The organism is uncultured Brachyspira sp. (genome assembly GCF_944393015.1).
Lineage (GTDB): Bacteria > Spirochaetota > Brachyspiria > Brachyspirales > Brachyspiraceae > Brachyspira.
The window spans coordinates 1-13,926 of the sequence record NZ_CALXYQ010000015.1; the positions used below are offsets into that span (position 1 = coordinate 1).

The 13,926-nt window shown below is 25.4% G+C and carries 11 protein-coding genes and 1 pseudogene; 5 read left to right on the plus strand and 7 right to left on the minus strand.

Annotated elements, in window-relative coordinates; all coding sequences use genetic code 11:
* Positions 1–795: 795 nt before the first annotated feature.
* From Q0K19_RS06810 to Q0K19_RS15410, 3 genes and pseudogenes are all read right to left on the minus strand, one after another.
* Positions 796–3,165: a DUF262 domain-containing protein gene (locus Q0K19_RS06810; RefSeq protein WP_297246603.1), complete on the minus strand. Its 2,370-nt coding sequence runs from the start codon at positions 3,163–3,165 to the stop codon at positions 796–798.
* 13 nt (positions 3,166–3,178) lie between these two features.
* Positions 3,179–5,095, minus strand: a complete 1,917-nt coding sequence (locus Q0K19_RS06815) for a DUF262 domain-containing protein (protein WP_297246605.1) — start codon at positions 5,093–5,095, stop codon at positions 3,179–3,181.
* Positions 5,096–5,213: 118 nt separating this feature from the next.
* Positions 5,214–5,294, minus strand: a pseudogene (locus Q0K19_RS15410) (thermonuclease family protein); the annotation flags it as partial.
* 107 nt (positions 5,295–5,401) lie between these two features.
* Between Q0K19_RS15410 and Q0K19_RS06820 the strand changes: the two are divergent.
* A complete protein-coding gene (locus Q0K19_RS06820) occupies positions 5,402–5,836 on the plus strand; it encodes an Rrf2 family transcriptional regulator (RefSeq protein ID WP_297246607.1) in 435 nt (144 codons plus the stop codon).
* Positions 5,837–5,871: 35 nt separating this feature from the next.
* The gene (gene hcp, locus Q0K19_RS06825; RefSeq protein ID WP_297246610.1) at positions 5,872–7,521 is read left to right on the plus strand and encodes a hydroxylamine reductase; all 1,650 of its coding nucleotides are present in this window, start codon (positions 5,872–5,874) and stop codon (positions 7,519–7,521) included.
* Positions 7,522–7,599: 78 nt separating this feature from the next.
* Here the strand turns inward: hcp and Q0K19_RS06830 are convergent, their stop codons facing one another.
* The 4 genes from Q0K19_RS06830 to Q0K19_RS06845 all read right to left on the minus strand — a co-directional run bounded on the left by Q0K19_RS06830 (position 7,600) and on the right by Q0K19_RS06845 (position 12,120).
* Positions 7,600–8,529 carry a thermonuclease family protein gene (locus Q0K19_RS06830; protein WP_297246612.1) on the minus strand — a complete coding sequence of 310 codons (930 nt, stop codon included), beginning with the start codon at positions 8,527–8,529 and terminating at the stop codon, positions 7,600–7,602.
* On the minus strand, positions 8,493–9,194 hold the full coding sequence (gene thiE / locus Q0K19_RS06835) for a thiamine phosphate synthase (RefSeq protein WP_297246614.1): 702 nt from the start codon (positions 9,192–9,194) through the stop codon (positions 8,493–8,495). Before thiE ends, Q0K19_RS06830 begins: the two co-directional genes overlap by 37 nt.
* Positions 9,195–9,761: 567 nt before the next feature.
* Complete coding sequence (lgt, locus tag Q0K19_RS06840; RefSeq protein WP_297246616.1) at positions 9,762–10,703, minus strand: prolipoprotein diacylglyceryl transferase; 942 nt, start codon at positions 10,701–10,703, stop codon at positions 9,762–9,764.
* Between the two features lie 691 nt (positions 10,704–11,394).
* Positions 11,395–12,120: a hypothetical protein gene (locus Q0K19_RS06845; RefSeq protein WP_297246617.1), complete on the minus strand. Its 726-nt coding sequence runs from the start codon at positions 12,118–12,120 to the stop codon at positions 11,395–11,397.
* 139 nt (positions 12,121–12,259) lie between these two features.
* Between Q0K19_RS06845 and Q0K19_RS06850 the strand changes: the two genes are divergently transcribed.
* The 3 genes from Q0K19_RS06850 to Q0K19_RS06860 are packed head-to-tail and all read left to right on the plus strand — an operon-like array spanning position 12,260 to position 13,896.
* Positions 12,260–12,589, plus strand: a complete 330-nt coding sequence (locus Q0K19_RS06850; protein ID WP_297246619.1) for a cupin domain-containing protein — start codon at positions 12,260–12,262, stop codon at positions 12,587–12,589.
* Between the two features lie 7 nt (positions 12,590–12,596).
* On the plus strand, positions 12,597–13,469 hold the full coding sequence (prmC, locus tag Q0K19_RS06855) for a peptide chain release factor N(5)-glutamine methyltransferase (protein ID WP_297246621.1): 873 nt from the start codon (positions 12,597–12,599) through the stop codon (positions 13,467–13,469).
* Positions 13,470–13,485: 16 nt separating this feature from the next.
* Positions 13,486–13,896 (plus strand): ATPase, encoded by a 411-nt coding sequence (locus Q0K19_RS06860; RefSeq protein ID WP_297246623.1) that lies wholly within the window; start codon positions 13,486–13,488, stop codon positions 13,894–13,896.
* The last annotated feature ends 30 nt before the right edge of the window (positions 13,897–13,926 follow it).

A 13,926-nucleotide genomic window follows, 5' to 3' on the forward strand; every position in this document is an offset into this window, starting at 1 on the left:
TTTCTAGCAATTTAAATTATAAGGGATACCTACTTTTTTTAAACTAAAAGTGTGCAATATCTGGGGCTCTTAAACAATTAGTTTTATTTTTCTTAGATACTATCATTACACTTTACAATATTTTAGATTCTAATTTCATTAAAAAAATATAAGGTTGCAGTATCTTCGTTTTCGCGAAGCGTTCCGATGAAGTCACCTGTAGTGTTCTGTGTGAAAAAGTTGATAGCATATGTGGAAAAATATATAAAATTGATAAAATAAAGTTGTTTATATATATTAAAAAATTGAATTATTAATTATCTACTTTTTTGCCGCACAAAAAAGTAGCAAAAAACGCAATTGCTAAAACTTTATATTTTAAGAATATGTATTAAATATATGGGTAATACCATTGTTTTAGGTTAAAAATGCAGTTGTTTTGGTTCTTTTATACCAATAAAAGAACTGGGGGTGCGGGGCAAAGCCCTGCAGATATTTAAAATTTAAAAAAATTATTTCTGATAAAATATAGTTGTATACATATTAAAAAATTTGAATTATCAATTATCTACTTTTTTGCCGCACACGCTCTGCGGGCTTCGCCAAAGTTTTTATACTTCGGATACGCTACGCTAAAAACGCAAATACTATAACTACTATATATGTAATTTTCAACTTTCTTAATTTTTTTGTTGTTCTTTTTCCCGCCGCAAAAAGAACCAAAAAGTGCAAATCCTATAACTCTATATAAAAAAGGAGCTTAGCTTTTAATTAAGTTAAACTCCTTTTTTATTTGTATTTTAGTTAATTATAATTTTAATATTTATCAAAAAATTCTCTTTTAAGCACATCTTTATAATCCTTAAAAGTATAATTATTAAGACTTCTATATTCTTCTTTCAAAAAATCTTTATCTCCTTTTTTAATTGTTAATTGATTCCATCTATCAAAATTTAAATTATAATCTTTATAGTAAATAGTTATTTCAAAACATCCGAAGTATTCTATTTTTTTCTTATCTCCTGACTGTAATTCATATGGAAGCTGATAATTATTTCTATCTTCACAATTATAATTAGATATTAAATACTTTATCAATTTATTTCTATATGAACCTATTAATACTCTATCATTAGGGGATCTATATCTATAAACATAGAAATTTCCATAATCATTTTTTATATTATGAGCACCTTTTGCTTGCATCCAATTTTGTAAATCAGGTTCTTTATATAAAGCTTCATGTGCTATTTTTACTCTTTCTCTAAATGCTTCATTATTATCTATATTAATTTCAGAATTACGCTTAGTAGATTTCTCTAATTCTTTAATTAATTCTTCTTTATTTTTTGAATTATCAAACCAATATCTAATAATATTATTCATTAAATAACGTCCATCACTACTATAATCATAGTATTCTTTATATCGAATTAATATTTTTAGTGATTCTGTAGTATCTTTAAAGTTATCTGATAAATCCCAAAAATAATCTATTTTTGATATCAAAGCCCTTAAAAATAAATGATTTTCTAAAAATTCTTCTTTTGTACCATTAGGACCAAATACTTTATACATCATTTTTTTTCTATGATTGAATTTGCCTATATCCATATTATCATCAATTAAAAAATCTATATAACCTTTAAAAAATGGATGTTTTTCAGCTTCGGTAAAATATTTTTCCCAGTTGTTATTTGCAACTATAAACTTGCATTTTCTTCTTTCATATTGAACGGCTTCTTTTGATATTTCAGACTTTATTTTATTATTATCATCAGCTAAAAAATTATATATATTTGAATAATGTTCTGATAATTCATAAAAAAGTTTTATTAGGCTTATATAAGAAGATTCATCTATATATGAATTTTCAGTTATATTCCATACTATTCTCATCCATTGTTTAAAAGATGTTTCATTATATTTGAAATTATTTTTGTCAATATAAAATATTAAAGCAGAAAATATTATAATATCTTCATATTCATATTTTATTTTTGATAAAATATCATAATCATTTTGATCCCATATAGGTTTAATAGTATTTAAAATGTTATTATTATATTCATTCTCTAAAAGATCTAATACTTTGAATATTATTTTAATTATATTTTTGTTTTCATCATAAGTTTCTTCAAATACATTAAAACTAGAATATTTATTTTTTTCATTTAGTTCTTCAAAACTTCCATTTTTTAAATATTTATTATAATATTTATTATCGATTAATTTTTCATTACTTTCTTCATAATTTATTATAAAATATATTAATGTAATTCTATAGAAAAATTTAATGTATAAATCATCTAAGATAATATTGTTTTGTTTATTTTTTTTATTATACTTTTCAGATAATTGCCAGAAAAAGTTTGTATATTTGTTATCTAAATCGCTTAATTGCTGCTGTATTGAACTATCTATTTTATTTTCATTACTTTTTATAAAATAATTAGTTAAATCAGCTTTAAAATTTTCAAAACTTGTTAAAGGCTTTCCTCTAGCATTCATTTTCAGATAAATTTCATCAGTAAGTTTGAAATCTTCCAAAGGTAAAAAATAAAACTGTATTTTTTCTAAATTATAAAATAACTTAATAGAACTATTATCTTTCGTAATTTCATTATATTTTTCATCTATTTTATCTATCATATTAAGCATAGCTTTTATGGTAGGGTCATTTTCATTTGTAAACCAATAAAAATTTTTTATTATATTAGATAATTTTACTTCATTATCTTCTTCACTTTTATCTAAATATTCATCATCATAATATTTTTTTATTTTTTCCATATTATCTATTATATTTTGGCAGAACTCTCTTGATGATACTCTTGTAGAATAAGTAAATTTATTTAAACATTCTATTTTGTTAAATTCATCTTTTGCTAATTCTCTCAATGCTATATACCAATGAAGCAAAAATAAAGTTGTAACTCTCTGCTGTCCGTCCAATAAATAAACTACATTTTTATCTACAGAGCCGTATATAAAATCTAACTCTAATTTTTTATCATCTTCTTTTAAACATTCAAATATTTTATCTAAAAATCTATTTGCTACTTCGCTTTCATTTTCTCTGCCCTGAGCATAATCTCTTTGTATCTTTGGTATTTCTATTCTAAAATTTTTTTCTATATTAAAAAATTCTATTAAACTTAAAGGTTTATTTAAATCATAATTCATAATATAATCTCCTTTATTTTGTTAAAAATTTTTCTAGTGTTTTATATATATCTTGCTCATATTTAACAGCATCTATTTTTGTCCATTGATGTACACTAGATGTTTCTATACTTTCATCAAAATATTTTAAAAATACATATTTAGTACATATAGGAATAAAATTCTCGTTATTATTTTTATCTTTCTCTATTATTATTTTTCTTTTAATAGCAAAGAATGCATTATGATATTCTCTATTGGTTTTACTATCAAGCAATACTAAATTACCTAAATAATCTTTTAATTCTTCATCTATAATATTTTCATCATTAGAAAATTTATTTTTTATTTTTTTATATAAATCCGATAATTTTTTATTTCTATTTTTATCATTATTTTTTATATTTTTAAATTCATTATTTAAAGTATTTAATTCATTTTTTACATATTCATTTTCTAATATACTTTTTATGTACCCTTCTAATTTATCTTCAGACTGTGGCGTTTTAGGCTCTATATGTTCAATATCCCATTCTTGTTTTCTAAATAAATAAAAAGGAAATTTTGAATAAGAATTATTGTTTTTTATCATATACTCTATATTATAGAGTAAAAGCAGCATTTTTATATTATCTCTAGTTTTATTATCATAGTAAATATTACACTTATTATTTTCATTATAATATTTAATGTTTTTTAATATTAACTTTATTCTATCACTTAATTTATTATGGAACTCTATTTTTGTATTATTAGTATACAAATTATATAATTCAATTATATCTTTTTTTGTATCTTTAGACCAATATATAATATATCCAATATAATGATAAAGAGTTAAATCATTATACCATTTATTCATAGCATAAAAAGAATATCTTATTTCTTTCCAAGTATCTTCCATAAAAGACATTTTATTTTTATTCTCCTTCCACTTTTTGTAAAAATATCTGAAAGTTTTATAATTATCTTCACCTATTTCATTTAATAATTTTTTTATTTCATTTTTATCTTTTTTATTACTTTCTTCTAATAGCGATTTATTAAATACTATTTCAAAAATATAGTCTATCCTATTATATTTTTTATCCATATCATTATTAATGAATCCCCAAAATCTATTATCCTGCAATGTATTTTCTATATAATCCCATTCGCTTGCAATTTCTATTTGAGTATGTTCATATAAAGCTTCATCAAAATTTTCATTATGTTTGAAATTAGCTTTCTGTAAAAATAAAGCTTTAATAAGTTCAGAATTAGTAAGAGGAATTTTTCCTATATTTATTCTTGTGAAAATTTCTATAGGATTAGCATTATGATTAGGTTCAGGTTCATACCATATAAATTGTACTTTTTCTCCATCCAATAGAATATCTTTTATTATTTCTTCTATGCCTTTGTTTTCATCTTTACCTTTATTTTCTTTATTGCTTTCAAACCATTTTTTTATTGTATGATATGCATTATAGATATATTCAAAATCGATATGTGTTATGTATTGTTCTTTTTCGGACAATTCTTTATCTGTTAATGTTTCTTCCAAAAAAATTTTAGAATCTTTCCTTGTACTATAAGTTATTGTGTATATATTTTCTTTAATAATATTCTTACTTTTTAAATATTTTAATATTAAATAAATTGTAGTTAATCTCTGCTGTCCGTCTATAACTTCATATACGTTATTTTTATCTTTAAGTCCTAATTCATTTAATTCTTTTTCATCTGATATTTTTTTTAATACAAGGGGCTGAAGACAATAAAAGCCTTCATTATTATTTTGATGAAACTCATAAATATCGTTGAGCAAATCGTTTACCTGTATTTCGTCCCATCTATACCCTCGCTGATAACTAGGTATAACGAAATTATAATTATTGTTTAATAAATATTTCACTGTAAGCATTTCTACAGACTTATTATTATTTTCTTGATTAGTTTGTTCTGACATATAATAATCCTTAAAACTAAGTATACGCCATATAGTATAACACATTTTTACGACAAAAACTGTCACGAATGTTGTTTTTTGCATATAAAGTAATATTTTGTGAGAAAAAATTAAATAATTATCTGTTCTCGCTTCTGAATTTGGCGGGGTCTGTGAATGGGCGTCTGCCTTGAAATTTCGATGAATAAACTATATTGCTTCTACATTTATTATAATAATTTATAATTTTGATTTTTTTTATTAATATATATTGACAAAAAACTAATTTAGTATTATAGTACTAATATACTAAATTAAAGACTTTTAATGATTCAAATATCAGAAGCTTCAGCTATAGCATTACATTCTGTGGTATATATATCTATAAAAGATTTCGCATCTCTAAAGGATATAGCAGAGAGATTTGATGTATCTTCAAATCATTTATCAAAAGTTCTTCAAACACTTGTAAAGGCTGGATATCTTATATCTTCAAAAGGTCCGGCTGGAGGATTCAGAATAGCTGAAGGAAAAGAAGATACTTCATTTCTTGAAATATATGAAGCTATAGAGGGTAAGAATTGGGAAAGAAGCTGTTTATTTCATTCTAAATGCGGTAAATATTGTTCAAACTGTATAATGGGGGATCTAGTTAATGACATAAACAGAAAATTCAAAAACTATATGGAAAGCCATACAATTAAAGATCATTATCTGCTAGATAAAGATTTCAAGATAAATGAAACAAATGATAAAAAATAAAAACAATAAAAAACAAATGGAGGATTAATCATTATATGGATAATAAAATGTTTTGTTATCAATGTCAGGAAACAATGAATAATACAGGCTGTGTTGTATCAGGAGTATGTGGTAAAAAGCCGGACTTAGCATATTTAGAAGATTTGCTTGTTCATGTAACTAAAGGACTTTCTAATATAACAACTGCTATAAGAAAAGAAGGCGGAAAAGTAAATAAAAAAATTAATCATGATATAACATTCAATTTATTTACTACAATAACAAATGCTAATTTTGATAAAGAAGTTTTTTATAAAAGAATAGAATATACTTCAAAACTTTGTAATGAATTAGCAAATCAAGTAAAGGATAAATCATTAATACTTGAAGAATCTTTATGGACTCCTAAAAGTAAAGAAGATATGGATGCTAAATCAAAAACTGTCGGAGTACTAGAAGAAAAAAATGAAGATATAAGAAGTTTAAAAGAAACTGTTATATACGGAGTTAAGGGATTAAGTGCTTATATGAGGCATGCAAATATGCTTGATTATGAGAATGAAGAAGTGGATGCATTCATACAAAGAGCTTTGAATGAAACATTAAGAAATGATATAAATGCTGATGAACTTTTAGCCTTAGTACTTGAAACAGGAAAAAACGGAGTTGATGGAATGGCTTTACTTGATAAGGCTAATACCTCTACTTATGGCAACCCAGAAATTACAAAAGTAAATATAGGCGTTGGTACAAATCCGGGTATATTAGTTTCAGGGCATGATTTAAAAGACATAGAAATATTATTAAAACAAACAGAAGGTACAGGAGTAGATGTATACACTCATTCAGAGATGCTTCCTGCTCATTATTATCCGGAATTAAAAAAATATAAACATTTTGTAGGAAATTACGGCGGAGCTTGGTGGGATCAAAGAAAAGATTTTGAAAACTTTAATGGCCCAATACTTATGACTACAAACTGTATAGTGACGCCTTTAGAAAGTTATAAAGATAGAATATATACAACAGGTGCTGCTGGTTTTGAAGGATTAAAACATATAGAAAGTCATACTGATAAAGAAAATGATAAAGATTTTACTCCTATAATAGAGCATGCAAAAAAATGTAAAGCTCCTAAAGAAATAGAAAGCGGTTTTATAGTAGGAGGATTTGCTCATAATCAGGTTTTATCACTTAAAGCTAAGATAGCTGAGGCTGTTAAATCTGGTGCTATAAAAAGATTCATTGTAATGGGCGGTTGTGATGGAAGACATAAAGAGAGAGAATACTATACTGAATTTGCTAAAAAACTTCCTAAAGACACTGTAATATTAACTGCAGGATGTGCTAAATATAGATATAATAAATTGAATTTAGGAGATATTAACGGTATACCTAGAGTATTGGATGCAGGACAATGTAATGATTCTTATTCATTGGCAGTTATAGCTTTGGGACTTAAAGATTTATTTGGTTTAGAAGATATTAATGATTTACCTATAGTTTATAATATAGCTTGGTATGAACAGAAGGCTGTAATAGTTTTACTTTCTCTTTTATATTTAGGAGTTAAAAATATTCATCTTGGACCTACAGTTCCTGGATTCTTATCACCTAATGTAGTTAATATATTAGTTTCAAAATTTGGTATTTCAGGAATAACTAATGTAGATGATGATTTGAAAAAATTTAATTTGATAGCATAAACTCAATAAATATTATAGAATAGAACCCAGCTTTTATGCTGGGTTTTATTTTTATAAAAAAGTATAATAAAAAAAATATTATCTGTTTTCACTTCTAAATTTTGCTGGATCAGTGAATGGACGTCTGCCTTGAAATTTGGATAAATAAACTATATTGCTCGCTATATTTACAAAGCCGTTATCTCCGTATTTCATTATGGTTTCTTTGGCTTGCTTGTCTTTCATCATAGGATATGCTAATGGAATATCATCTATAAATAAATGACATAGTATACGCCCGAAAGCATCATAAGAGCCTACAAGCATGCTGACATTTGAAGCATTATTAATTTTGTTTTCAACATAGGCTTTAACATTGGTTCCATAGTTCTGCTTTAGTTCTGGTGCATCGAGTCCTATGAATCTGTAATAATTGTCTTTGTATTTTATAGTGTCGCCGTCTACCACTCTTATAGAATTTTTATCGAGGGCTTTTAAATATTTTGACAGCTCTTTATTGTAGTTGGAATCTATATTATAAAAATCTTTATTTGTAAATGATAGAAAAAGTTTTGTATTATAAGAATCTTTTAAAGTTAAATATTCATCACTGTTTATATCGTCAATATTCAAAATCACATGGCTATAATGAATTTTAAAAAATCTAAGTTTATCAATCAGCTTATCATCGCTAGCATAAAACATAATTTTGTCTTTGAAAAATAAAGTATAAAAAATTAGTTTGAACTTGCCTATAAATTTTATGCTTGGAAAATGAGTTTTTATATATTTTTTATCATCATTTTCAGCATACAATACATAAACTTTATCTCTGTTTTTTATATAATCATATATAATGCTTGCTTTATTATTTTCTATCATGCTTATTATTGATTTTGAGTCAATGATTAAATCTTTGCTTTCTTTAAGATTAGAAGTTTTTATAATAAAAATAAAAGCAAATATTATAATGACAGTATAAATACAAGCCTTTATAATCTTTTCATTTTTTTGATTAGAAGTTCGCATTTAGCTTTTATATCCTCAGAAGATACTATCTCTGTAAGCATGCATAAACTCATGGCTTTATGTTCTATAAGCAAATCCATATTATTTAATTTTATTCCTCCTATACAAACGAAAGGAATATCCAAATTTTTAACTACATAATCAAGATAATCAATACCGGTAGCTTCATTAGCATCTGGTTTAGTATTAGTTGAAAATATAGGACCTATTCCAATATAATCTGCACTTGTATGAATGGCTTCTTCTGCCTGTTTTTCATTAGTAGTAGAAAGCCCTACAATTTTATCATATCCTACAATTTTTCTTACTACTTCGATAGGCATATCTTTCTGACCTATATGAACTCCGTCAGCTTCAACTGCAATTGCCAAATCAGCATAATCATCTATTATAAATAAGGCATCATACTCTTTTGTAAGCTCTCTAATCTTTAAGCATTCTTCATACTTTTCACGCATATATTTATTAGGGTTGTCTTTTTCTCTATACTGAATAATTTTAATGCCGGCTTCAAGCATTGATTTTACAACTTCTATATTATTTCTTCCGTTTGAAAAATCTTCTGCTGTTACGCAGTATATTGAATCTTTAAAATATTTCTCTTTTAAAATCTCTCTTCTTTTATTTATATCTTTTGTATTTATTATATCTTGTATACCTTTCATAAATAATTCCTAAAATTTATTTATTATATTTTATATTTTTTCAAATATTAAGTAAAGTATAAAATTATTCGCCTCCAGAGCAAATCTAAAAATATAAATTATTTTGCAATTCAAATTTTATTATATTCAAAATTTTGTTAACCGTGCGTTAAATAAATTTTAAATTTAATTAACACTTGGGTGGGTTCTTAAAATTCTAATAAAAGTAGAAAAATAAATGAAAGTGAAAATATCAAAATAAAGTAATGAAAAATAAAGGGCGGGGTATGTAAATAAAGTTTTAAAACTTAATTACATTTACCCACCCTCTAGGCTTTTTAATTTTTTATGATATTTTTGTATTATTTTTCTTTTAAACTTTCAATAGTTATTTTAGCTGCCCACCCAATATTTTTTAAATTTATTGCATACTCACCGCACGCAGAATAAAGTTTATTAATATGAATAATTAATAATAGCATGATAATTATATAAATAGTTGTGTTTAACGTGCGTTATAAAAAATAAAAGCCTAATATGTTTTTATTATCATACTAGGCTTTATTATTAAATTAATTTCTAATTAATTTATTTCTTTTTATTCTTTTTTGCTTCTTTTGTATTTACTTCAAGTGCAGGATTATAATCTTTTCTTGTATAAATATAAACAAGCATAACAATACCGATTAACATCATAGGCATAGAATAAATAGCACCAGCTGTGATTGGTCCTGCAGTCCATTCTGTAATATCTCTTGCAAACTGTTCTATTAAAGTTCTGAAAAGTCCGTAAAGGAAAATCCAAACCCAAAGCCTTGTACCAGGTCTTATATTTTTATTCTTCTCGCTTAAATAACCTATTAAAAAAGATACTAAAGCAAGAACAATACCCTCAAGAAATGCTTCGTATAATTGTGAAGGGTGTCTTAATTCTGTATAAGGTCTTATTGCCGGAAACATTGCTGCCCATCTCTCATAACCGCCTACTGCATCATATAACGGAAATTTCATTGCCATAAAAGAATCAGTAACTCTTCCGTAAAGTTCAGCATTCATAAAGTTTCCAATCCTTCCAAAGAACAAACATAAACTGCATGGAAGTGTGGCATTGTCTGTGATATTGTAAAAATCATATTTATACTTTTTGCTGAATATAAATAATGCTATAAACATACCTATGAATCCGCCATGAAATGACATACCGGCGAAACCTGTGAAACTAAATCCATTATCAAGATTAATACCTATTATTTCCCAAGGTGTTAAAAAACTCTTTGGTGAGTAAAAAAGAAAATAACCAATTCTAGCTCCTGCTATAGCACCTACAGCAGCATAAAAAACCATGTCATATATACCGCCATTTTTTTCATTAATATTGAATTTTATCCAACCCCTTTTTTGAATAAAATATAATATTATGCATGATACTAAAATGCCTACAATGTACATAAGCCCATACCATCTTATAGCACCTAGTATTGGTATATTAGGCGGAAACACATAAGGCGTGAAAAATTCTGGATAAGTCATATATTTTCCTTAAAAAATTATTAATTATTTTTATATACTAATTATTTTCTATATATAAAAGAAGATTTTTAATATAAGATAATACATTGAAATTGTTAATCTATCAAGTGTTTATATGTTGGATAATTTTCTATTTAGTACTAATTTTACACTTGCACTTTAGCGAATCGTATCCGAGTTTATCGAGGATATAAGGTTCTTTGATGAAGTCTGCCTGCGACCGAAAGAAGTCCTTTAGGTAGTCGTGCGGCGGGAAAAAGAACAACAAAAAAATTGACAAACTTAAAAATTTTTAGTATATACCTAAACAATTATATTTTGTCAAAAATAAAACTATAGTTTCTTTTTAATATATGGGGCTTTGCCAACCGCTCTGCGTGCTTACGCAATACCCCAGTTCTTTTACCGAGTAGGTACCTTCGGTATTGGTATAAGGCGAAGCCCGCCTCGCTGTGCGTGCCTTCGGCAGGCGAGAACCTATATCCTCAACAGGCTCGGATACGCTTCGCGAACAACTGCATTTTTAACCTAAAATTAGGGTATTACACCATTTGATAGATATTCTTAAAATATAAAGTTCTAGCAATTGCGTTTTTTGCTACTTTTTTGTGCGGCAAAAAAGTAGATACAATTTACATAAAGTGCATCAATTGACAAACTTAAAAATTTTTAGTATATATCATTTAAATATTTATTTTTTATTTAATATAGACAAAGACCTTTTAGCCTCTAATGATAAAATATCTTTATTATCTTCATTTATAAAACTATTTAGTATTTCTTTGCTTTTATCAAGATTAAATGCTGATAGGCAAGTTATACATTTCCATAAAAGAAGTTTGTCATCTTTATACTTGTTCATTAATTTTATTATACATTCAAGATTTTTCTCATTTTGTAAAGTTTTATTATAAAAACATATATATCCGAAGGCGTCTATAGCTTCATAAATTTTTATTAAATTACTGCTTTTTAATATTTTTATTAATGCAGGTAAAATGCTCATATCCATTTTAGATAAAGTTCTTGCTATTATATCTCTAGGCAGGGGGTACGATTTTTTTGATGATATTTTTTGGGGTAATTTTTTATATTGATTATTTCCTATAATTCCAAGATATTCAGTCATCTTTTCTGCAGTATCAATATTTCCATGCTGAAGAGTTTCACAAATTGCTATTTTAGTATATAAACTTTTTTCTTCAGATAATTGCATTAATAATTCATTTTGTACATTATCTTCATTTATGTAAGGCATCAAATTGATAGAAGCCGATGTTCTTATTATAGCATTACCATTATTCAAACAATCAATAAGCTTTTCTAAAGAATAATTTTTAAGCATATTGATATCATCGTCCAATGCCATCCCTCTATTTGTTAATTTATCCAAATCGGATTTTAAATTATGTTTCATATATTAATAATATTATTTTTTTGATATTATGCAACAATAATTGTTATTTCTATTTTATAAAATATAATTTTTATATATATTTTTTCATCAAATTGTTATATATTATTATTGTTCATAACTTATAAAAAAGGAGCTGTTAATGTATCAGGATTTTAATAAAACTAATTTACAGAATTTAGGAAACGGACTTAAAAGAAGAATATTGGCCTATTCTGATAATTTAATGACTGTTTATATGGAATTTGATGAGGGTGCTGTAGCTGAAACTCATTCTCATGATGAGCATGAACAAATAACATATATTATAGATGGAGAGTTTGAGTTTACAGTTAATGGAGAAAAGTATTTATGTAAATCAGGTGATAGTTTGCATTTTGCTAAAAATATGAGCCATGGCTGTAAATGCATTAAGAAAGGCAAATTATTAGATACTTTCACACCTAAAAGAGAAGATTTTTTGAATAATTAATTTGAATATGAATATAAATCAGGCAATAATCAATTACGCTAAACAATTAGAAAAAATCAATGATGATTATAAAGTGTCATATATTGAGGCACAAACTATTATAATGCATGCTTTATGTATTAGTAAGATAAAATTAATATCAGAAGGTTTAAAAGAGCTTACAGATAGTGATATAAATAAAATAGATAGTTTTATAAATAGACGCTTAAATTATGAGCCTTTATCATATATAATAAATAAAAAAGAGTTTTACGGATTCGATTTTTATGTTGATGGTAATGTGCTTATACCAAGACCTGAAACTGAAGAGCTTATTGATTTGGTGTTAGATTATGCAAAGGATAAAGATAATATTTCAATATGCGATATTGGTTCAGGAAGCGGAAATATACCTGTAACATTAAAAAAATTATTTTTAGAGAAAAATAAAAACATTGATATTACAGCTATTGAAATTAGTGAAGGTGCTTTTCAAGTTATAAATAAAAATGCTTTAAATATATTAGGAAATGAAAAAATTATAAATATAATAAATGCTGATGCTTTAAGTTTTATACCCGAAAATAAATTTGATATAATAGTTTCAAATGCTCCTTATGTGCCTTTAAGAGATAAAGATTCGCTTCAAAAGGATTTGGAGTTCGAGCCTCAAAATGCTTTATATTCAGGTTATGACGGACTTGATTTTTATAAGAGTTTTTTAAGTATCATAGAAAAATATTTAAAAGATAATGGAGCTTTCTTTTTTGAAATAGGCTATGATCAGGGAGAGGCATTGATTAATATATGTAATTCTCTTGATATAAAAAATGTATCGGTAAAAAAAGATTTAAGCGGTAAGGACAGATTTCTTGTTTGTAAAAATATGAAGAATTGTTAATTTTAAGGAGAATAATATGCAGTATGTGAAGTTTGGAAGCAGAAGAGGGGAGCATGGTGATATTAAACTTTTGGATATATTCTATAAGCATAATATTGTATTTGCTGAAGTGAAGGCAGGGGCAGAAAAAGTAAAAGAAAAGAAATTTTTAAAAGGTACTAGAATAATGATAGCAGATGGTTTAACTGCAGTTGCTGTTGCAGAAGCTTTGACTGATTCAGATTCTCTTGATAAGTTCAATATTAAATTTGGAAAAAATGAAATTGATAGGGTTAATGTTTCAGATTGGGTAATAGCTGCCAAAGTTAAAATATATAAATTAAAAGAGGAAGATTATTTTCCTACTACAATAGGTAAATTCTATCATATAAAAAATAAAGATAAAATAAAATTAATAGATGAATTATTAGAAAAATATTCAAATTAATATTAAATATATATATTTAAATATTATCCA

What these genes read in the sequence shown, in the direction of transcription:
- thiE (WP_297246614.1), bottom strand. Translation starts at nt 9,194, where the DNA reads ATGAAAGGTATACAAGATATAATAAATACAAAAGATATAAATAAAAGA.
- Q0K19_RS06845 (WP_297246617.1), bottom strand. Translation starts at nt 12,120, where the DNA reads ATGAAACATAATTTAAAATCCGATTTGGATAAATTAACAAATAGAGGG.
- Q0K19_RS06830 (WP_297246612.1), bottom strand. Translation starts at nt 8,529, where the DNA reads ATGCGAACTTCTAATCAAAAAAATGAAAAGATTATAAAGGCTTGTATT.
- hcp (WP_297246610.1), top strand. Translation starts at nt 5,872, where the DNA reads ATGGATAATAAAATGTTTTGTTATCAATGTCAGGAAACAATGAATAAT.
- lgt (WP_297246616.1), bottom strand. Translation starts at nt 10,703, where the DNA reads ATGACTTATCCAGAATTTTTCACGCCTTATGTGTTTCCGCCTAATATA.
- Q0K19_RS06860 (WP_297246623.1), top strand. Translation starts at nt 13,486, where the DNA reads ATGCAGTATGTGAAGTTTGGAAGCAGAAGAGGGGAGCATGGTGATATT.
- Q0K19_RS06810 (WP_297246603.1), bottom strand. Translation starts at nt 3,165, where the DNA reads ATGAATTATGATTTAAATAAACCTTTAAGTTTAATAGAATTTTTTAAT.
- prmC (WP_297246621.1), top strand. Translation starts at nt 12,597, where the DNA reads ATGAATATAAATCAGGCAATAATCAATTACGCTAAACAATTAGAAAAA.
- Q0K19_RS06815 (WP_297246605.1), bottom strand. Translation starts at nt 5,095, where the DNA reads ATGTCAGAACAAACTAATCAAGAAAATAATAATAAGTCTGTAGAAATG.
- Q0K19_RS06820 (WP_297246607.1), top strand. Translation starts at nt 5,402, where the DNA reads ATGATTCAAATATCAGAAGCTTCAGCTATAGCATTACATTCTGTGGTA.
- Q0K19_RS06850 (WP_297246619.1), top strand. Translation starts at nt 12,260, where the DNA reads ATGTATCAGGATTTTAATAAAACTAATTTACAGAATTTAGGAAACGGA.